Source organism: Enterobacter cloacae complex sp. FDA-CDC-AR_0164, assembly GCF_003071645.1.
Classification (GTDB): domain Bacteria; phylum Pseudomonadota; class Gammaproteobacteria; order Enterobacterales; family Enterobacteriaceae; genus Enterobacter; species Enterobacter ludwigii.
Map to the genome: position 1 here is coordinate 999,769 of NZ_CP028950.1, position 19,717 is coordinate 1,019,485.

Genomic DNA, 19,717 nt, shown 5'->3' on the forward strand with positions numbered 1-19,717 from the left:
ACATTCAGTGAGCGATATCACCAACAACCTCAATCACTTCGTTTAACGCCTGTTGCGGTTTTTCACTGTCTAACCAGTGAACACCGTCCCAACCGCGCAACCAGGTGATCTGGCGCTTCGCTAACTGTCTCGTGGCGCAAACACCTCGATAAACCATTTCATCATATGAAATCTCGCCTTCAAGATATGACCACATCTGGCGGTATCCCACACAACGAACGGAAGGCATATCCGTATGCAAATCTCCACGGGCAAATAGCGCCCGCACTTCTGCTTCAAAATCTGAAGCTAACATCTGATGAAAACGCTGCTCAATTCGTTGATGGAGCAGTTCACGGCTCGCCGGGGCGATGGCGAACTGATGCACCTGATACGGCAGAGCGTCTCCTGACGTTTGCGTCAGTTCCGTTAAAGTTTTACCCGAAATGAAAAAAACTTCCAGTGCCCGGGAAAGCCTTTGCGGATCATTTGGATGGATCCGTGCTGCGGCAACCGGGTCAATCTCGGCCAGTTGCTTATGCAAAACGTCCCATCCCTGCTCTGCCGCCTGCTGCTCAATTTTTGCTCTTACTTCCGGATCCGCTGATGGCAGAGGTGAAAGCCCCTCCAGCAACGCCTTGAAATAAAGCATGGTTCCGCCAACCAACAGCGGTATACGTCCCGCCGCCGTTATCTCGGCCATCTCGGCTAACGCATCGCGGCGGAAATCCGCTGCGGAGTATGCCTGAGCCGGGTCGAGAATATCCAGCAAACGATGCGGTGCCGCACGCAGTTCGTCTGCGTCAGGCTTCGCCGTGCCGATGTCCATCCCTAGGTAGATAAGGGCAGAATCGACACTAATCAACTCTACAGGCAAAACTTTACGCAACTCAATGGCCAGTGCCGTTTTGCCGGAGGCCGTAGGGCCCATTAAAAAAATCGCCTTTGGCAGGCTCGCCTTGCTTACGTCAATCATGTTTCAGGGCATTCATCGCCGTTTGTAAATCAACAGGTTGTAATAACCCACCTGGCGGTGTCTTCACCAGATGCGGACAAAGGCGTTCAACCTCCGCCAGCACGCTAATGGCCTGCGCCATACTCCACGGCGCATGTTCGCTTGCCAGATGGCGGGCGATCCACTGCGCGGTGTTGGCGGCATCAAACGACGTTTGCTGCGCCAGGTAGCCTATCAGTTCAGGAATCAAGTTTTGTAAATTTTGTTGGCGTAAGGGTAAAGGCACTGCGCGAATGGTCACATGTTGTGGTTCGAGCACCATTTCAATGCCCATCTGCGCCAACAGGGCCTCTGCGCGACGCAGTACCCCTGTTTCTTCAGGGGATATTTTTAGCCGAACGGGGATCAGCAGCGGTTGTGCACAGGCCGCGTTTTCACCCGGCGTAAGCTGCACTTGTTTAAGCCAGCGTTCCGCCACCGGCAATGCCAGAAGCATCACGTGGCCTTCGCGCTCCAGCAGCGCCATATCCGGTGCGATAATCGTCAGAACCCGGCCAAAACTCTGGCTGTGGCCATCCAGCGAAGGCGCTGGCACCGCGACAGGCGCTTTGCGCTCCACCGCGGGGGTTTCCAGCAATTTGCGGTACAACGCTCCCTGCTGTTTTTGATAGCCAGGTTGGGCGTTTGGATAGTTCGCTCCCGTTGGGCGCGGTGTGCTACCCGCAGCAGAGAAACGCGGGGCATCCGGCTCACGCGCCACGGCAGGTTCAGCAAAATGGTTCCGGCCCGCTGCAACACGGTTTTCCGGAAACGCGCGCGGGGCGGGTTCTTCTTTTTCCAGCGGCAGCGTTGGTTCAGCCTGCTGTTGCAATACGCTCAGCACGCCCTGATAGATAAAATCATGCACCAGACGTGACTGGTGGAACCGCACTTCATGCTTGGCAGGATGGACGTTAACGTCCACCTGGTGTGGATCGATTTCTAGATAGAGCACAAACGCCGGTTGCTGATCTGCACCCAGTTTATCTTCACAGGCCTGACGAATGGCGTGGTTGATGAGGCGGTCACGCATCATGCGGCCGTTCACGTAGCAATACTGGATCTCAGCGAAGGCGGCGCTGCTCGCGTTGGGGTCAGCCACCCAGCCGCGCATGGCCAGATCGCCATGCTGCCACTCAATGGCCAGCGCGTGCTCGAGGAACGGTACGCCGCAGATAGCGCCCAAGCGGCGCTCTTTTTGCCCACCTTCCGCCACGGCGCGGTACTGGCGCATGACTTTGCCGTTATGGCTAAGGTTAATGGTCACGTCAAACCGCGCCAGGGCAATGCGACGAATGATCTCATCGATATGCCCAAACTCGGTTTTTTCGGTACGCATAAACTTGCGTCGGGCGGGGGTGTTATAAAACAGATCCAGCACTTCCAGCGTCGTACCGACCGGATGCGCCGCTGGTTTAATCGTCACGTCCATATCACGCCCTTCGGCGTACGCCTGCCAGGCTTCCTGCTGTTCAGCGGTACGGGAGGTGAGCGTGAGGCGGGAAACGGAGCTGATACTGGCCAGCGCTTCCCCGCGAAAACCGAGGCTGATGATCGCTTCCAGGTCATCAAGAGAGGCAATTTTACTGGTGGCATGACGTGCCAGCGCTAACGCCAGCTCGTCTTTTTTAATTCCACAGCCGTTGTCACGAATGCGAATCAGCTTTGCGCCGCCGCGTTCGATATCAATATCAATGCGGGTGGCCCCCGCATCAAGGCTGTTTTCTACCAGCTCCTTCACCACCGATGCAGGGCGCTCAACCACCTCACCGGCGGCGATTTGGTTCGCGAGCTGCGGCGGTAGAACCTGAATCGGCATGAATTCTCCTTAGTTGGTCGCGGTCATCTCACCTGGCTGCGCTGCGCTGGCCGTCTGGGCGGCACCGCCCTGTGGCGCGGACTGCAGCGGATGCGCATCAAAGTATTTACGCAGACCGTTATAGATCGCTTCGGCAATTTGCTGCTGATAGCTGTCGCTGCCCAGCAGGCGTTCTTCAGCGTTATTACTGATAAAGCCTGTTTCCACCAGAATCGATGGAATATCCGGCGATCGTAGAACGCCAAGGCTCGCATGCTCCGGACGTCGCTTGTGCAATGACCCGATGCCCTGCAGCTGATTCAATACATTTGTAGCGACATCATACCCGACGCGCTGGGAATGACCGAATTGTAAATCCAGCACCGCCTGGCTGAGATAGGGATCGGCCTGGCTGTTTGCCAGCACATCACCCGCTCCACCTAACAGTTCGGACTGTTTCTCGTGCTCTTCAAGCCAGTTTGCCATTTCACTGTTCGCCCGACGGTTTGACAGCACCCACACTGAGGCTCCCGTGGCGTTACGGTTTGGCGCGGCATCCGCATGAATGGACACCAGGAAATTGGCATTTTGCTTACGTGCTACATCCGAACGGCCCATCACCGAGATAAAGTAATCGCCGTCGCGCGTCAGCACGCCTTTAAACATAGGATCGTCGTTTAACAGCGTCCGCAGCTTACGGGCAACCGCGATGGTGACATTTTTCTCCCGCGTACCGCCCGGGCCAATTGCGCCGGGATCCTGACCGCCGTGCCCCGCATCAATGGCGATAATCACTTTATCACCGCTGACCGCGCGACGTGCGCTGGCCGCCGGCCGCGTCACGGTATTGCTGCTGGTAACGCTGGTAATGCGGTCGCTGTCCGTTTTAAACGGATTACGTGCCGGTTCAGATGGGCGCGGGGTATAAACCGGCTCTTCCACGCGTTTCGCCACCACCGGTGGAGGCGGAGGCGGCGGAGGGGCGTCAGCGTTGATGGTAAAGACCACCGTATAATTCGCACCGTTTTGCTGCTTAACCGCTCTGGTTTTACCCTTTTCGGTTAGGTCGACCACCAGACGCAATGACTGGCTATCTTTTGGCGAGCCGGAACGAATGCTTTTAACCAGATTATTGCCGCTGAACTGGAGCGGTAACCCCTGGATAACCCCGGTTTGTTTGATATCCAGCGCCACGCTGTGGCTGTCTGGCTGTGAAAAAGCATATTCCGGATCGCCCATAAAGCTGAACGTGATCCTGGCCTGGCTTTCGCCGTTCGACACCTGAATATCCGACAGGCTTGCCGCCCCGGCCTGCGCGCACAGCAGCACCGTGGCAGCCAATAACCAACCTTTAACGCGACTAATCATCCCGTCATCCCTACGCTTAACCGGCCAGACGCGCCAGTAAGGAACTACCTGATGAGGAAACAGCACTGATGCGTGCCTCACGCCCTTGTGCCTGGTAATCTAAGTGAATTTCGACATCCGGGTCAGGCAACACACCCGCACCTTGTTGCGGCCACTCCACCAGGCAGATGGCATCATTGGCAAAATAATCACGGATCCCCATAAATTCCAGCTCCTCGGGATCCGCAAGGCGGTATAAATCAAAGTGGTACACCATGAGATTTTCAAGGGTGTACGGCTCTACCAGCGTGTAGGTTGGGCTTTTCACATTGCCTTTATGGCCTAACGCCTGCAGAAAACCCCGGCTGAAGGTGGTTTTACCCGCACCTAAATCACCATACAGATAAATGACGGTTGCCCCCTGACAGGCCTGTGCCACGCGTTTGCCAAGATCTAAAGTGGCTTGTTCATCAGGTAAAGAAATCGCTCGATTAGTCATTTTCTACGTCAATCACATCCGGGTTAACAACACGCCGTAGCGTGCAAAAAAGATCGGTGGCCAGCATTCCGCGTGTACCGTAACGTGCCGCCAGCTTATCCGCCGCGACACCATGGGCCACACAGCCAGCGCAGGCTGCATCATAAAGGGGAAGTTTCTGTCCAAGCAATGCGCCAATGATGCCGGAAAGCACATCGCCCATTCCGCCGCTCGCCATGCCCGCATTTCCGGCATCGACAATGCCCAGTGCCTCGTCGCTGGCGACAACGGTTCCTGCCCCTTTCAGAACGGCAACACCTCCGTAACGTTTTACCAGACGCCGGGCAGAAAGTAAGCGATCGCTTTCAATTTCTGCCACGCTGCAGTTAAGCAGGCGCGCGGCTTCGCCGGGGTGCGGCGTCAGAATGCGATTGTGACGCTTATCAGGATTGATTGCCAGAAGGTTCAGCGCGTCGGCATCCCACAGCATCGGTTTACGAAAATTCTCGACCTTCTGCAGGGCCTGTTTCCCCCAGGCCTGCTGCCCAAGCCCCGGGCCAATGACCACGACATCCGCCCATTCGAGACTCTCTTCAAGCGACTGCGGCGTCAATTCATGCACCATCAGCTCCGGACGGGCCGTAATAATTGGCGCACTATTTTCGATGCGCGTCAGCACCCGCACTAAACCGGCACCACAACGCAATGCCGCTTCCCCCGTCATGCGGATAGCCCCCGCCGTGCCGTGGTCACCTCCAATGATCACCAGCCTGCCGTGATCGCCTTTATGGGACGTCGGGCGGCGCGGCGGTAGCCACTGTGCCAGCAGCGAAGCATCAACGCGCGAAACGTGGGTTTCCTGTCCGGCAAGCCAGCTCTCCAGCCCCAGTGCGTTATGGTGCAACGTTCCCGTGACATCCCGCGCTTTACCGGTAAGCAGCCCCGGTTTCAGGGCGATAAAGGCAACGGTGTGCGCGGCCTGAATCACCGCGCCCGGCGTCGTGCCGGTTTGCGCCATCAGGCCAGAAGGTATATCCAGGGCCACCACCGGCGCGCTGTGGGCATTGGCACGTGCAATCAGGGTGGCAACCGGGTCGCGCGGCGCACTGCGTAGTCCGGTGCCCAGCAGGCCATCAATAATCACATCAATCTCTTCCGGCCAGACGATATCGGTGGCATGAATAACACCGCCCGCGTTCAGCCAGGCTTCCCGCGCCGCACTGGCCTCTTCTGGCAGCGGTTTATCGCTCTCCAGCGCCAGCAACGTCACGTGGATCCCGGCGGCAACCGCCAGTCGGGCGACGACATAACCGTCACCGCCGTTATTGCCGTGTCCGCATAAAATCAGCCAATGCGACGATTCAGGGTAAGCCGTGCGGGTAACGTTAAACGCCGCTTCGCCCGCGCGTTGCATCAGTTCATACAGGGTAATGCCGAGGCTGTCTGCGGCCTCTTTTTCGGCGTGCCGGAGGTCATCCGCATGCCAGATGGAATGTGGTATACTTTCGGGGTTTTTCTTCACAGTATGGTCCGTCATGTCACAGCCCCTCGATCTCAATGAATTAGCGCAAAAAATTAAACAGTGGGGTGCTGAGCTTGGCTTCCAGAAGGTGGGTATCACCGATACCGACCTTTCCGCCAGCGAGCCGAAACTGCAGGCATGGCTGGATAAACAATACCATGGCGAAATGGAGTGGATGGCGCGTCATGGCATGATGCGTGCCCGCCCACACGAGCTGTTACCCGGTACATTACGCGTCATCAGCGTACGCATGAACTACCTGCCCGCCAACGCGGCGTTTGCTCGCACGTTAAAAAATCCCGCTCTCGGTTACGTCAGCCGGTACGCCCTGGGCCGTGATTACCATAAGCTTCTGCGTAACCGTTTAAAAAAACTTGGGGAAACTATTCAGCAGCACTGTGTGTCGCTGAATTTTAGACCGTTTGTAGACTCTGCGCCTGTTCTTGAACGCCCGATAGCAGAAAAAGCCGGGCTTGGCTGGACAGGTAAGCACTCACTTATCCTTAGCCGCGACGCCGGATCGTTCTTTTTCCTCGGTGAACTGCTCATAGATTTGCCGCTGCCGGTAGATGGTCCGGTAGAGGAAGGTTGCGGGCGCTGCGTGGCCTGCATGACCATCTGCCCGACGGGTGCCATCGTTGAGCCTTATACGGTGGATGCGCGCCGCTGCATCTCCTATCTCACCATTGAACTCGAAGGGGCGATACCGGAAGAATTCCGTCCGCTTATCGGGAACCGTATCTACGGCTGCGATGACTGCCAGCTGATCTGCCCCTGGAATCGTTACTCGCAGCTTACGGATGAAGACGATTTCAGTCCTCGTAAAGCGCTTCATGCGCCTCAGCTTATCGAGCTCTTCGCCTGGAGTGAGGCCTGGTTCCTGAAAGTCACCGAAGGATCCGCCATTCGGCGTATTGGGCATCTGCGCTGGCTACGAAATGTCGCCGTTGCGCTGGGCAATGCGCCCTGGGATGAAGCCAATATTCAGGCGCTCGAAAGTCGCAGAGGTGAGCACCCACTTCTTGATGAACACATAGAATGGGCGATTGCGCAGCAAATCGAGAAGCGTAATGCCTGCGTTGTCGAGGTGCAGCTGCCGAAGAAACAACGGCTGGTGAGAGTGATTGAAAAAGGGCTTGTACGGGATGCTTGATATATTCACAGCCTGTGAATAAAAATAAAAACTCAAGCGCCATCGGGGCTGGCAATGAGGTCAAGTGATCTAAATAACATTTTGAAATGAAATTTACTTAATTAAATTCAGTATGTTACGAAGATATTATTCACCCTGCTAATTTTCTTCTGGTCTGTAACTGAGTAGGGCTTCTGTGGATAACTCTGTTCACAAGAGTATTTCAGATGCAATAGAAAATGTCCCCAACGAAGCATTCCGCTGTGGATAATCTGGAGATGATAAGAATTTGGAGCGGGAAACGAGACTCGAACTCGCGACCCCGACCTTGGCAAGGTCGTGCTCTACCAACTGAGCTATTCCCGCTTGGGTGGTCCGTGCTGTGGAAGCACTTTCAAATTTTGGAGCGGGAAACGAGACTCGAACTCGCGACCCCGACCTTGGCAAGGTCGTGCTCTACCAACTGAGCTATTCCCGCTTGGGTGGTCTGTGCTTTAGAAGCACCTTCAAATTTTGGAGCGGGAAACGAGACTCGAACTCGCGACCCCGACCTTGGCAAGGTCGTGCTCTACCAACTGAGCTATTCCCGCAAATTTGCACTGCTTTTGTTGCTGTCGTAACGTGTATTTCTCTGTCGTTACGGGAGGCGCATTATACGAGAAATCCGTTTAGCTGCAACCCCCCTAAAAGCGTTTTTTGTGAAATTCAGTTCAAGTGATGGAATATTCATCGCTTTGCACGTTTTTACACCATTCATGCGTTCTGTAGGCCGGGTAACGCGCAACGCCCCCGGCAACCGCCTGAATTACAGCTTAATAAAGTTCTCGCGATAATACGCCAGTTCGGCCACAGACTCACGGATATCGTCCATGGCCTGATGCGTACCCTGCTTTTTAAAGCCATCCAGGATTTCCGGTTTCCAGCGACGCGCCAGCTCTTTCAGGGTGCTCACATCCAGATAGCGGTAATGGAAGTAAGACTCCAGCTCCGGCATGTACTTAAACAGAAAACGGCGATCCTGACCGATGCTGTTACCGCAGATAGGTGATTTGCCCGCCGGAACCCACTGTTTCAGAAACGCAAGCGTTGCCAGCTCCGCCTCGCGATCGCCCATGGTGCTGGCCTTAACGCGCTCCACCAGCCCGCTCCCCGTATGGGTGCGCACGTTCCACTCATCCATTAACGCAAGCTGGTCGTCGGACTGATGAACCGCGATAGTCGGCCCTTCCGCCAGAATATTCAGGTTGGCATCGGTCACCAGGGTTGCAATCTCAATAATGCGATCGCGCTCGGGATCCAGCCCGGTCATTTCAAGATCGATCCAAATCAGGTTGTTTTCATCCGCGCTCATGTTATTTTCCACCCTTCTCGCATAACCGGCTGTAGCAGGTTAACTAGTATTAATTAGAGTGTATCATAGAGGTTTTGCCCCTTACGGGCGACCAGGAGCCAGCGCGATTGAGTAAAAATAAACTCTCCAAAGGGCAGCAGCGCCGTGTGAATGCCAATCACCAGCGCCGTCTTAAAACCACTTCGGAGAAGGTCGATTACGACGACAACCTGTTTGGCGAACCGATGGAAGGCATCGTCATCAGCCGTTTCGGTATGCACGCCGACGTGGAATCCGCCAACGGTGAGATTCACCGCTGCAACATCCGCCGGACGATTCGTTCTCTGGTAACCGGCGATCGCGTGGTCTGGCGCCCGGGTAAAGAAGCGGCGGAAGGCGTCACGGTAAAAGGCATCGTTGAGGCGGTCCACGCGCGTACGTCGGTACTGACCCGTCCCGATTTCTACGACGGGGTTAAACCTATCGCAGCCAACATTAACCAGATCGTTATCGTCTCAGCGATTTTGCCCGAACTTTCGCTCAATATTATCGACCGATACCTTGTCGCCTGTGAAACGCTGCAGGTTGAACCGATCATCGTACTCAACAAAATCGATCTGCTCGATGAAGACGGTATGAACTTCGTCAACGAGCAGATGGATATCTACCGTAACATCGGGTATCGCGTTCTGATGGTTTCCAGCTATACCAAAGATGGTCTGAAACCGCTTGAAGAGGCGCTTACCGATCGCATCAGCATCTTTGCGGGACAGTCCGGTGTGGGCAAATCAAGCCTGCTGAACAACCTTCTCGGCCTCCAGCAAGAGATCGTGACCAACGATGTGTCTGATGTTTCTGGCCTGGGCCAGCACACCACGACCGCGTCACGCCTGTATCACTTCCCGCACGGCGGCGATGTCATTGACTCCCCGGGCGTGCGTGAATTCGGTTTGTGGCACCTTGAGCCGGAACAAATCTTCAACGGATTTGTCGAATTCCATGATTATTTAGGCGCTTGCAAATACCGCGACTGTAAACATGACAATGACCCGGGCTGCGCTATCCGTGAAGCGGTCGAGAAAGGCGAAATAGCGGAGACCCGCTTTGAAAACTACCACCGCATTCTCGAGAGCATGGATCAGGTAAAAACGCGTAAAAACTTTTCTGATTCTGATAACTGACAACTAAGCTAAGCATCGCTAAAATCGTCCCCTTTTTTCAGGTTCCGGCGCTTTGCGGCCGGATCTGGAACGACAAAACAATGGCCTGGAGGCTACCTTGTTAAACTCATTTAAACTTTCGCTTCAATACATTCTGCCGAAACTGTGGCTCACTCGCCTGGCGGGCTGGGGCGCGAGCAAACGAGCGGGCTGGCTGACCAAACTGGTCATCGACCTTTTCGTAAAATATTACAAGGTCGACATGAAAGAGGCGCAGAAGCCGGATACCGCCAGCTACCGCACCTTCAACGAGTTTTTCGTCCGCCCACTGCGCGACGACGTGCGCCCGCTGAATACGGACCCTAACGTGCTGGTGATGCCTGCAGATGGCGTGATTAGCCAACTGGGTCACATCGAAGACGACAAAATCCTGCAGGCGAAAGGCCATAACTACAGCCTGGAAGCGTTGCTGGCAGGTAACTACCTGATGGCGGATCTGTTCCGTAACGGGACCTTCGCGACCACCTATCTCTCACCGCGCGACTATCACCGCGTGCACATGCCGTGCAACGGCATCCTGCGTGAAATGATCTACGTTCCGGGCGATCTGTTCTCCGTGAACCACCTCACGGCGCAGAACGTACCTAACCTGTTCGCCCGTAACGAACGCGTCATTTGCCTGTTTGATACTGAATTCGGCCCTATGGCGCAGATTCTCGTGGGCGCGACCATTGTCGGCAGCATTGAAACCGTCTGGGCTGGCACCATCACCCCACCACGTGAAGGCGTGATCAAGCGCTGGACCTGGCCTGCCGGTGAAGAAGAAGGCTCTGTCGCCCTGCTGAAAGGTCAGGAGATGGGTCGCTTCAAGCTGGGATCAACCGTTATCAACCTGTTTGCACCGGGTAAAGTTAAGCTGGCCGAACAGCTTGAAAGCCTGTCGGTCACCAAACTGGGTCAGCCGCTGGCCGTCTCTACCGAAACCTTCGTAACGCCGGTGGCAGAACCTGCACCGTTGTCCCAAGAAGAGATCGACGCCGAGCACGACGCCAGCCCGCTGGTTGACGACAAAAAAGACGAAGGCTAATAACAGAAGGATCGCTGACGTGCGCCCGATTATCGTTCTACTGATGGCCTGGTGCCTCAGCATGGGGGCGTACGCAGCGACAGCCCCCGACGCAAAACAGATAACCCAGGAACTGGAGCAGGCAAAAGCGGCAAAACCCGCTCAGCCAGAGACCGTTGAGTCGCTCCAGTCCGCCCTGAACGCGCTTGCGGAGCGAAAAGGCTCCCTTGAGCGTGCGCAGCAATATCAGCAGGTTATCGACAACTTCCCGAAACTCTCGCAAACGCTGCGCTCGCAGCTCAGTAATCTGCGTGATGAACCGCGCGATATACCGGCGGACATGTCTTCTGATGCGCTGAATCAGGAGATCCTCCAGGTCAGCAGCCAGCTTCTGGAAAAGAGCCGTCTGGCTCAGCAGGAGCAGGAGCGGGCGCGTGAAATTGCCGACTCGCTCAGCCAGCTTCCCCAGCAGCAAACCGATGCCCGCCGCCAGCTTAATGAAGTTGAGCGTCGCGTTGGCACGCAAAGCGGCAACACGCCGCAAGCGCAGGCGCAGAATCTGGGGCTGCAGGCCGAATCTGCTCGCCTCAAAGCCCTTGTCGATGAACTGGAGCTGGCGCAGCTGTCCGCCAATAACCGCCAGGAGCTGTCGCGGATGCGCTCTGAGCTGGCGCAGAAGCAGAGCGAACAGTTGGATGCATATCTGCAGGCCCTGCGTAATCAGCTTAACAGCCAGCGGCAGCGCGAAGCCGAGCGTGCGCTTGAAAGCACCGAGCTGCTGGCGGAAAACAGCGCGAACCTGCCCAGCGGCATCGTTGAGCAGTTTAAGGTCAACCGCGAGCTCTCTGCGGCGCTGAACCAACAGGCGCAGCGTATGGATCTGGTAGCCTCGCAACAGCGCCAGGCTACCAATCAAACCCTGCAGGTCCGCCAGGCGCTTAACACACTTCGTGAGCAGTCCCAGTGGCTAGGGTCATCAAACCTGCTGGGTGAAGCGTTACGCGCGCAGGTCTCACGCCTGCCGGAAATGCCCAAACCGCAGCAGCTGGATACCGAAATGGCTCAGCTGCGCGTGCAGCGACTGCACTTTGAGGATCTGCTCAACAAACAGCCGCAAATCCGCCAGATCCGTCAGGCTGACGGACAGCCGCTGACCAGCGAGCAGAACCGCATTCTGGAAGCCCAGTTGCGTACCCAGCGTGAACTGCTGAACTCCCTGCTCCAGGGCGGGGATACGCTGATTCTGGAACTGACCAAGCTCAAGGTCTCTAATAGCCAACTGGAAGATGCGCTGAAAGAGGTGAATGAGGCAACGCACCGTTATCTCTTCTGGACCTCCGACGTGCGGCCGATGACCTTCTCGTGGCCGATTGAGATTGTCCAGGATCTGCGCCGCCTTATTTCGCTGGATACCTTCAGCCAGCTGGGCCAGGCCAGCGTGATGATGCTCACCAGTAAAGAGACCATTTTCCCGCTGCTGGCCGCGCTGATTCTGGTGGGCTTCAGCATTTACTCGCGCCGGTATTTCACCCGATTCCTGGAACGCTCCAGCGCCCGGGTGGGGAAAGTTACGCAGGATCACTTCTGGCTGACGTTACGCACCGTCTTCTGGTCGATTCTCGTCGCCTCACCGCTACCGGTCCTGTGGATGACGCTTGGATATGGCCTGCGGGAAGCCTGGCCCTACCCGCTCGCGGTGGCCATTGGCGATGGCGTCACTGCCACGGTGCCACTGCTGTGGGTGGTAATGATTTGCGCCACGTTCGCGCGGCCCAACGGTTTGTTCATCGCTCACTTCGGCTGGCCGCGTAATCGCGTTGCACGCGCCATGCGTTACTACCTGATGAGCATCGGACTGATTGTGCCGCTGATTATGGCGCTGATCATGTTCGATAAACTCAACGACCGGGAATTCTCAGGGTCTCTGGGCCGCCTCTGCTTTATGCTGATATGCGGGGCGCTGGCAATTGTCACGCTCAGCCTGAAACGCGCCGGTATTCCGCTCTATCTGGATAAATCCGGTAACGGCGACAACATGTTCAACCGGCTGCTCTGGAACCTGCTGCTGAGCGCACCGCTGATTGCCATGCTGGCAGCGACGGTGGGTTACCTGGCGACCGCCAAGGCGCTGCTGGCGAGGCTTGAAACCTCGGTGGCGATTTGGTTCCTGCTTCTGGTGGTGTATCACGTGATACGCCGCTGGATGCTGATCCAGCGCCGCCGTCTGGCATTCGACCGTGCCAAGCACCGGCGGGCAGAGATCCTCGCCCAGCGTGCGCGTGGCGAGGAAGAGCCAAACCATGTCAACAGCACAGAAGGCACGACGGAAGCTGACGAAGTCGAGCTGGATCTGGATGCCATCAGTACCCAATCCCTGCGACTGGTACGCTCCATCCTGATGCTGATTGCCCTGCTGTCGGTGATATTTCTGTGGTCGGAAATTCACTCCGCGTTTGGCTTCCTGGAAAACATCTCCCTGTGGGACGTAACGTCCACGGTACAAGGTGTGGAGAGCCTGGAGCCGATTACCTTAGGCGCGGTGTTGATTGCCATTCTGGTGTTGATCATCACCACCCAGCTGGTGCGTAACTTCCCGGCGCTGCTGGAGCTGGCCCTGCTGCAGCATCTCGATTTAACCCCGGGGACGGGATATGCAATTACCACCATCACCAAATATCTGATCATGCTGTTTGGCGGGCTGGTCGGCTTCTCAATGATTGGTATTGAATGGTCGAAACTGCAGTGGCTGGTGGCGGCACTTGGTGTGGGGTTAGGGTTTGGCTTACAGGAGATCTTCGCCAACTTTATCTCTGGCCTGATTATTCTGTTCGAAAAACCGATTCGTATTGGCGATACGGTAACGATCCGCGATTTGACCGGCAGCATCACCAGGATCAACACGCGCGCCACCACCATCAGCGACTGGGACCGTAAAGAGATCATCGTGCCGAACAAGGCGTTTATTACCGAGCAGTTTATCAACTGGTCGCTGTCAGACTCCGTCACGCGTGTGGTGCTGACGGTACCTGCGCCGGCGGATGCCAACAGCGAAGAGGTCACTCAGATCCTCTACACCGCCGCAGAGCGCTGTTCATTCGTGATCGATAACCCGGCGCCAGAAGTGTTCCTGGTGGATTTACAACAGGGGATCCAGATTTTCGAACTGCGTATTTACGCCGCCGAAATGGGACACCGTATGCCACTGCGTCATGAGATCCACCAGCTGATTCTGGCAGGGTTCCGTGAGCACGGCATTGATATGCCGTTCCCACCGTTCCAGATGCGTCTGGAAAGCCTGGACGGGCGTAAAAAGGGAAGAACGTTAACGTCAGCGGCGCGCACACGCCCGGCAGGAAGTCTGTAACCCTTCTCCCCTCCCTTCCGGGAGGGGAATGTTTAACCGCTACGCCACTTCCGTCAGCAACGCCACAGAACGTCGGCGGTAATTCTCATAAATCCCCATCGCCAGAAGCGAGAAGAAGACCGGGCCGCCCACCATCCACAGTGCGCTACTCCAGTCATTCGCCTCAATCACCGGCTGAATAACGGTAAAGATGTTGGCGAATGCCACTACCAGCACCACCACCGCGGTTGCCAGCAGCGTGGCGGCGCGCGTTTTGAAAATCACAAACGGACGCTCAAGATCCTCCTTCGCCTTAAAGAACGGGAAGGCCAGGCTCAGAAAGAGATAAGGCAGCGTCATCGACACGTTCGCCATCAGGGTCAGCTTGTTATAAAACGCTGACGCGGTATCCCCACCAAACGACACCAGCAAAATGAACACGCAGACCAGCAGGCACTGCATCCACATGGCGTTGGCGGGCATACCTGCGGTATTCAGTTGCGTCATGCGTGCAGGCCACAGCGCTTTTGGCGTGCCCTGAATTATCGCTTTCAACGGAGAGTAAATCAGCGTGAAAAACGCGCCGGTATAGGCAAGGAACATGGACAAGCCGGTGATGCGTGCAAACCAGACGCCCATCGTTGCCGCCGCTTCCGGTGTCAGATTCATCGCTTGTCCCAGCGTCATCCCCAGGCTTTTCATCAGCACATAGGTAATGTTGCCCAGGTTAGTGGTGTTGTTGCTGAGTACCTGCTGCCAGTTGGTGCTGACGCCCCAGAGGAAAATTGCCAGCGAATAGCCAATGGAGATAACTATCGCGGCAAAAATAATGCCTTTCGCAAAGTTCTTTTCCGGGTTCTCGGTCTTGTCGACCAGGCCGCCCACCGCCTCAATACCGCCGTACGCAAAAATGGCAAACACCACAAAGGAGAGCATAGCGAGCCCGGACTGATAGCTCGGGTTGGGCGAGGAAACGAAGTTCACCTCCTGAGCGAAGTGTCCGCCGTTCAGGCACAGAATGGCAATACTGACCAGCAGCAGCACCAGGTTCAGGCACATCACCGAGATCCCGCCCACGGCGGTAATGCGGGCAATTTTGTTGATGCCCTTAGACGCCACCAGCGTTACAACCACCATCCAGCAGACGGCCAGAATCCCGACCACCTGCGTGGAGCTCAGACCGGCCAAAGACCAGACCTGAGTGTAATCGCTGCCGAAAACAAACGTCGAAAACGGTACCCAGACCTTGGCCGCCGTACTGACCATCCAGACCACATACGAGGAGAACCACATAAACGTGCCGATAAACGCGTAGCGCGGGCCGATGCTGTTGTTCATCCAGGAATAGATCCCGCCCTCTTCTTTGCGGTAAGCCGCCCCCATTTCAGCCATCATCAGCGCAAACGGTATGAAGAAAAACAGGGCCGAGACGATGTAGAACGGCGTTGCGCTGTAGCCCATCAGATAGAAAGCCGACGGGCTGTTGGCAAAGCCAAAGACGGAGGTAAAAATCATCAGGATGAGCCCGGTGAGGGTCATCTTTTTAAGTGACTGGGACATAGCGCCATCCAAAGGAAGTTAAACTGCGCGGATGGTAGCAGAAGACCAGACTAATATTGTGGCTATTAGGGGCAAATTAAGAAAAAGACCTGCGTACAGAGAATGTGGCAGTTTTTAATGTTGTCGTGCGGAAATGGAAAGGTTAATTGACATCAGAGGTGAGCCGGGTAAGCGACAGCGCTACCCGGCAATGCGATGCGTTATGCGCGATCGACCGTAAACGCGATCACTTCGCCCAGCTGTTCTGCACCCAGCGCCAGCATCACCAGACGATCAACGCCCAGCGCCACGCCGGAGCAGTCCGGCAGACCCGCTTTCAATGCTTCCAGCAGATGGGTATCAATGGGCTGCTGCGGCAGACCACGTGCCGCGCGCTTGCGGTTATCCTGCTCAAAACGCTGCTGCTGTTCGCGTGCGTCGGTCAGTTCGTGGAAGCCGTTCGCCAGCTCGATACCTTTGTAATAGACCTCAAAACGCTCCGCCACGCGGTGATCTTCGGTGCTGATCTGCGCCAGCGAAGCCTGGCTTGCCGGGAAGTGATATACAAACGTCGGCCGGTCTTTGCCAATTTGCGGCTCAACGCCAAAGGTGAAGAGCAGTTGCAGCAGCGTGTCGCGGTCTTCTTCGGTATCTGCCACGTTGCTCAGATCCAGTTTTGCCGCCACTTCGCGCAGCTGCGCTTTATCCGCAGAGAGCGGATCAATTTCCAGGTAACGCTGGAAAACCTGCTGATAAGAGAGCGTTTCCGCTTCTGAGCACTCCAGCACCTGCTGCAGCAGATCGTCCACCTCGTTCATCAGGCGGTACATATCATAATGCGGACGGTACCACTCCAGCATGGTGAATTCCGGATTGTGGTGACGCCCCATCTCTTCATTACGGAAACTGCGGCACAGCTGATAGACCGGGCCACATCCTGCCGCCAGCAGACGTTTCATGTGGTATTCCGGGCTGGTCATCAGATACAAATTCATGCCCTGTGAGTGGCCAGGACCAACAAAACGGGTTTCAAACGGGACCAGATGAATATCCGTTACCGTTGCCTGACTCATGCACGGGGTTTCCACCTCAAGGACGCCGCGGTCGGCAAAGAAGCGGCGGATCTCCGCCATAATTGCAGCGCGTTTTAGCAGGTTGGGGATGGATGCGCTCGGCTGCCAGGTGGCCGTTTCGCTCATGAGTTTTTCTCCGATTTCAGACAAGGGCACGAAGTCTACTCGTTACCAGGGACGGAGACAAATTTTGCGCAGTAAAAAAGCGCATTTCATTTAGGTGAACAATTGCGCGACGAAATTCATTACTCACCGCGATAAATCGCCGCACAGAACAGCAAAAAAATCGAACACGTCAAATTTCCCTGACATCCACGCGGTTATACTGCTTTACCCATAAAGGAGCAGTGGAAACGCTTTCGCAATCGTCCTTTTGGACGGGTGAACTACCTTTAGTTTATCGCGTTGCGAAATAACAAAAATCTGGAGGAATGTCGTGCAAACTTTTCAAGCCGATCTTGCCGTTATAGGCGCTGGCGGGGCTGGATTACGTGCTGCGATTGCTGCAGCACAAGCTAATCCCAACGCTAAAATCGCATTGATTTCAAAAGTCTATCCGATGCGCAGCCATACGGTTGCCGCAGAAGGAGGATCCGCCGCCGTTGCGCAGGATCATGACAGCTTCGAATACCATTTCCACGACACGGTTGCAGGGGGCGACTGGCTTTGCGAGCAGGATGTCGTTGACTACTTTGTACACCATTGTCCTACGGAGATGACCCAGCTTGAACAGTGGGGATGTCCGTGGAGCCGTCGTCCGGACGGCAGCGTCAACGTTCGCCGCTTCGGCGGGATGAAGATCGAACGTACCTGGTTCGCCGCCGATAAAACCGGCTTCCACATGTTGCACACCCTGTTCCAGACCTCCCTTCAGTTCCCACAGATTCAGCGCTTTGACGAACATTTCGTCCTCGACATTCTGGTTGATGACGGTCAGGCGCGCGGTCTGGTGGCGATGAACATGATGGAAGGCACCCTCGTCCAGATCCGCGCCAACGCGGTGGTAATGGCTACCGGCGGTGCGGGGCGTGTTTACCGCTACAACACCAACGGGGGTATCGTCACCGGTGACGGCATGGGCATGGCGCTTAGCCACGGCGTGCCGCTGCGGGATATGGAGTTCGTGCAGTATCACCCTACTGGCCTGCCGGGCTCCGGCATTCTGATGACGGAAGGCTGCCGTGGTGAAGGCGGGATCCTGGTCAATAAAAATGGCTACCGCTATCTGCAGGATTACGGCATGGGTCCGGAAACCCCGCTCGGCGAGCCGAAAAACAAATACATGGAACTGGGCCCGCGCGACAAAGTGTCTCAGGCCTTCTGGCACGAATGGCGCAAAGGCAACACCATCGCCACGCCACGCGGCGATGTGGTCTACCTCGACCTGCGTCATCTTGGCGAGAAGAAACTGCTGGAACGTCTGCCGTTCATTTGCGAACTGGCAAAAGCCTATGTTGGCGTCGATCCGGTGAAAGAGCCGATTCCGGTACGTCCAACGGCCCACTACACCATGGGCGGTATCGAAACCGATCAGCAGTGCGAAACCCGCATTAAAGGGCTGTTTGCCGTGGGCGAGTGCTCTTCTGTCGGCCTGCACGGTGCTAACCGTCTGGGGTCAAACTCACTGGCGGAGCTGGTGGTCTTTGGCCGCATGGCGGGCGAACGCGCGATGGAACGTGCTGCCACCGCCGGCGAGGCGAACAGCGCGGCGCTGGATGCCCAGGTCGTTGACGTCGAAAAACGGCTGAAGAGCCTGGTGAACCAGGAAGGAAATGAAAACTGGTCGAAAATCCGCGACGAGATGGGCCTGTCGATGGAAGAAGGCTGCGGTATCTACCGTACCCCTGAACTGATGCAAAAAACCGTGGATAAGCTGGCAGAGCTGCAGGAGCGCTTCAAGCGCGTGCGCATTACCGATACCTCCAGCGTGTTCAACACAGACCTGCTCTATACCATCGAGCTGGGTCACGGCCTGAACGTGGCGGAATGTATGGCGCACTCTGCGCTGGCACGTAAAGAGTCACGCGGCGCGCATCAGCGTCTTGATGAAGGCTGCACCGAACGTGATGACGTCAATTTCCTGAAACACACTCTCGCCTGGCGCGATGCGGATGGCACCACCCGTCTGGACTACAGCGACGTGAAAATCACGACGTTGCCACCGGCTAAACGCGTGTATGGCGCAGAAGCAGAAGCCGCCGAGAAGAAGGAGAAGGCGAATGGCTGAGATGCAGAAACTGAAAATCGAAGTGGTGCGCTACAATCCGGAAGTGGACACCGCACCGCACAGCGCATTCTATGAAGTCCCTTATGACGAGCAAACCTCTCTGCTGGATGCGCTCGGCTATATCAAAGATAACCTTGCGCCGGACCTGAGCTACCGCTGGTCGTGCCGTATGGCAATCTGCGGCTCCTGCGGCATGATGGTCAACAAAGTGCCGAAACTGGCCTGTAAAACTTTCCTGCGTGAATACACCAAAGGCATCAAAGTAGAAGCGCTGGGTAACTTCCCGATTGAACGCGATCTGGTGGTCGATATGACCCACTTTATCGAAAGTCTGGAAGCGATTAAGCCGTACATCATCGGCAATCCACGTACGCCGGATCAGGGGACGAACACCCAGACGCCAGCTCAGATGGCGAAATACCATCAGTTCTCCGGCTGCATCAACTGTGGTCTGTGCTACGCCGCGTGTCCACAGTTTGGTCTGAATCCAGAGTTTATTGGCCCGGCGGCCATTACCCTGGCACACCGCTATAACGAGGACAGCCGCGACCACGGTAAAAAAGAACGTATGGCGCAGCTTAACAGCCAGAACGGCGTCTGGAGCTGTACTTTTGTGGGTTACTGCTCCGAAGTCTGTCCGAAGCACGTCGACCCGGCCGCCGCTATTCAGCAGGGTAAAGTGGAAAGCTCGAAAGACTTTCTTATCGCCACCCTGAAACCACGCTAAGG

14 protein-coding genes and 3 tRNA genes are annotated in these 19,717 nt (G+C 56.0%); 6 read left to right on the top strand and 11 right to left on the bottom strand.

What is annotated here, in order from left to right; all coding sequences use genetic code 11:
- Positions 1-4 precede the first annotated feature (4 nt).
- The 5 genes from miaA to nnr are packed head-to-tail and all read right to left on the bottom strand — an operon-like array spanning position 5 to position 6,133.
- Positions 5-955: a tRNA (adenosine(37)-N6)-dimethylallyltransferase MiaA gene (gene miaA, locus AM410_RS04895; RefSeq protein ID WP_108647595.1), complete on the bottom strand. Its 951-nt coding sequence runs from the start codon at positions 953-955 to the stop codon at positions 5-7.
- Entirely contained in the window at positions 948-2,792 is a 1,845-nt protein-coding gene (mutL, locus tag AM410_RS04900) for a DNA mismatch repair endonuclease MutL (RefSeq protein WP_025206257.1), read from the bottom strand. Before mutL ends, miaA begins: the two co-directional genes overlap by 8 nt.
- A gap of 9 nt (positions 2,793-2,801) precedes the next feature.
- The gene (gene amiB, locus AM410_RS04905; RefSeq protein ID WP_014168308.1) at positions 2,802-4,139 is read right to left on the bottom strand and encodes an N-acetylmuramoyl-L-alanine amidase AmiB; all 1,338 of its coding nucleotides are present in this window, start codon (positions 4,137-4,139) and stop codon (positions 2,802-2,804) included.
- Positions 4,140-4,155: 16 nt separating this feature from the next.
- Positions 4,156-4,617 carry a tRNA (adenosine(37)-N6)-threonylcarbamoyltransferase complex ATPase subunit type 1 TsaE gene (gene tsaE, locus AM410_RS04910; RefSeq protein ID WP_020882947.1) on the bottom strand — a complete coding sequence of 154 codons (462 nt, stop codon included), beginning with the start codon at positions 4,615-4,617 and terminating at the stop codon, positions 4,156-4,158.
- A complete protein-coding gene (nnr, locus tag AM410_RS04915) occupies positions 4,610-6,133 on the bottom strand; it encodes a bifunctional ADP-dependent NAD(P)H-hydrate dehydratase/NAD(P)H-hydrate epimerase (RefSeq protein ID WP_040018457.1) in 1,524 nt (507 codons plus the stop codon). The genes tsaE and nnr overlap by 8 nt, the downstream gene beginning before the upstream one ends.
- On the opposite strand from nnr, the gene queG reads away from it, so the two are divergent.
- Positions 6,132-7,271, top strand: coding sequence for a tRNA epoxyqueuosine(34) reductase QueG (gene queG / locus AM410_RS04920; protein ID WP_020882949.1), 1,140 nt, complete (start codon positions 6,132-6,134; stop codon positions 7,269-7,271). The genes nnr and queG overlap by 2 nt on opposite strands.
- A gap of 269 nt (positions 7,272-7,540) precedes the next feature.
- On the opposite strand, the gene AM410_RS04925 is transcribed toward queG, so the two are convergent.
- The 4 genes from AM410_RS04925 to orn form a co-directional block, all read right to left on the bottom strand.
- Positions 7,541-7,616: transfer RNA gene (locus AM410_RS04925), tRNA-Gly, on the bottom strand.
- A gap of 36 nt (positions 7,617-7,652) precedes the next feature.
- Positions 7,653-7,728, bottom strand: a tRNA-Gly gene (locus AM410_RS04930).
- Positions 7,729-7,764: 36 nt separating this feature from the next.
- Positions 7,765-7,840 (bottom strand) — tRNA-Gly (locus tag AM410_RS04935).
- A 215-nt stretch (positions 7,841-8,055) separates the two neighbouring features.
- Positions 8,056-8,601 (bottom strand): oligoribonuclease, encoded by a 546-nt coding sequence (gene orn / locus AM410_RS04940; protein ID WP_025206260.1) that lies wholly within the window; start codon positions 8,599-8,601, stop codon positions 8,056-8,058.
- 107 nt (positions 8,602-8,708) lie between these two features.
- Here orn and rsgA point away from each other — a divergent pair, with 107 nt between their 5' ends.
- The 3 genes from rsgA (at position 8,709) to mscM (ending at position 14,170) form a co-directional block, all read left to right on the top strand.
- Positions 8,709-9,761, top strand: a complete 1,053-nt coding sequence (rsgA, locus tag AM410_RS04945; RefSeq protein ID WP_020882951.1) for a small ribosomal subunit biogenesis GTPase RsgA — start codon at positions 8,709-8,711, stop codon at positions 9,759-9,761.
- 97 nt (positions 9,762-9,858) lie between these two features.
- Entirely contained in the window at positions 9,859-10,827 is a 969-nt protein-coding gene (asd, locus tag AM410_RS04950; RefSeq protein WP_020882952.1) for an archaetidylserine decarboxylase, read from the top strand.
- Positions 10,828-10,846: 19 nt separating this feature from the next.
- Positions 10,847-14,170, top strand: coding sequence for a miniconductance mechanosensitive channel MscM (gene mscM / locus AM410_RS04955; RefSeq protein ID WP_073396999.1), 3,324 nt, complete (start codon positions 10,847-10,849; stop codon positions 14,168-14,170).
- Positions 14,171-14,209: 39 nt separating this feature from the next.
- Here mscM and yjeM read toward each other — a convergent pair whose 3' ends face one another.
- Both yjeM and epmA read right to left on the bottom strand, forming a co-directional pair.
- Positions 14,210-15,709, bottom strand: coding sequence for a glutamate/gamma-aminobutyrate family transporter YjeM (gene yjeM / locus AM410_RS04960; protein WP_108647597.1), 1,500 nt, complete (start codon positions 15,707-15,709; stop codon positions 14,210-14,212).
- Between the two features lie 200 nt (positions 15,710-15,909).
- Positions 15,910-16,887, bottom strand: coding sequence for an elongation factor P--(R)-beta-lysine ligase (epmA, locus tag AM410_RS04965; protein ID WP_020882955.1), 978 nt, complete (start codon positions 16,885-16,887; stop codon positions 15,910-15,912).
- A 310-nt stretch (positions 16,888-17,197) separates the two neighbouring features.
- Between epmA and frdA the strand changes: the two genes are divergently transcribed.
- Both frdA and frdB read left to right on the top strand, forming a co-directional pair.
- Positions 17,198-18,988 (top strand): fumarate reductase (quinol) flavoprotein subunit, encoded by a 1,791-nt coding sequence (gene frdA, locus AM410_RS04970; protein ID WP_063925743.1) that lies wholly within the window; start codon positions 17,198-17,200, stop codon positions 18,986-18,988.
- Complete coding sequence (gene frdB / locus AM410_RS04975; protein WP_020882957.1) at positions 18,981-19,715, top strand: fumarate reductase iron-sulfur protein; 735 nt, start codon at positions 18,981-18,983, stop codon at positions 19,713-19,715. The genes frdA and frdB overlap by 8 nt, the downstream gene beginning before the upstream one ends.
- The last annotated feature ends 2 nt before the right edge of the window (positions 19,716-19,717 follow it).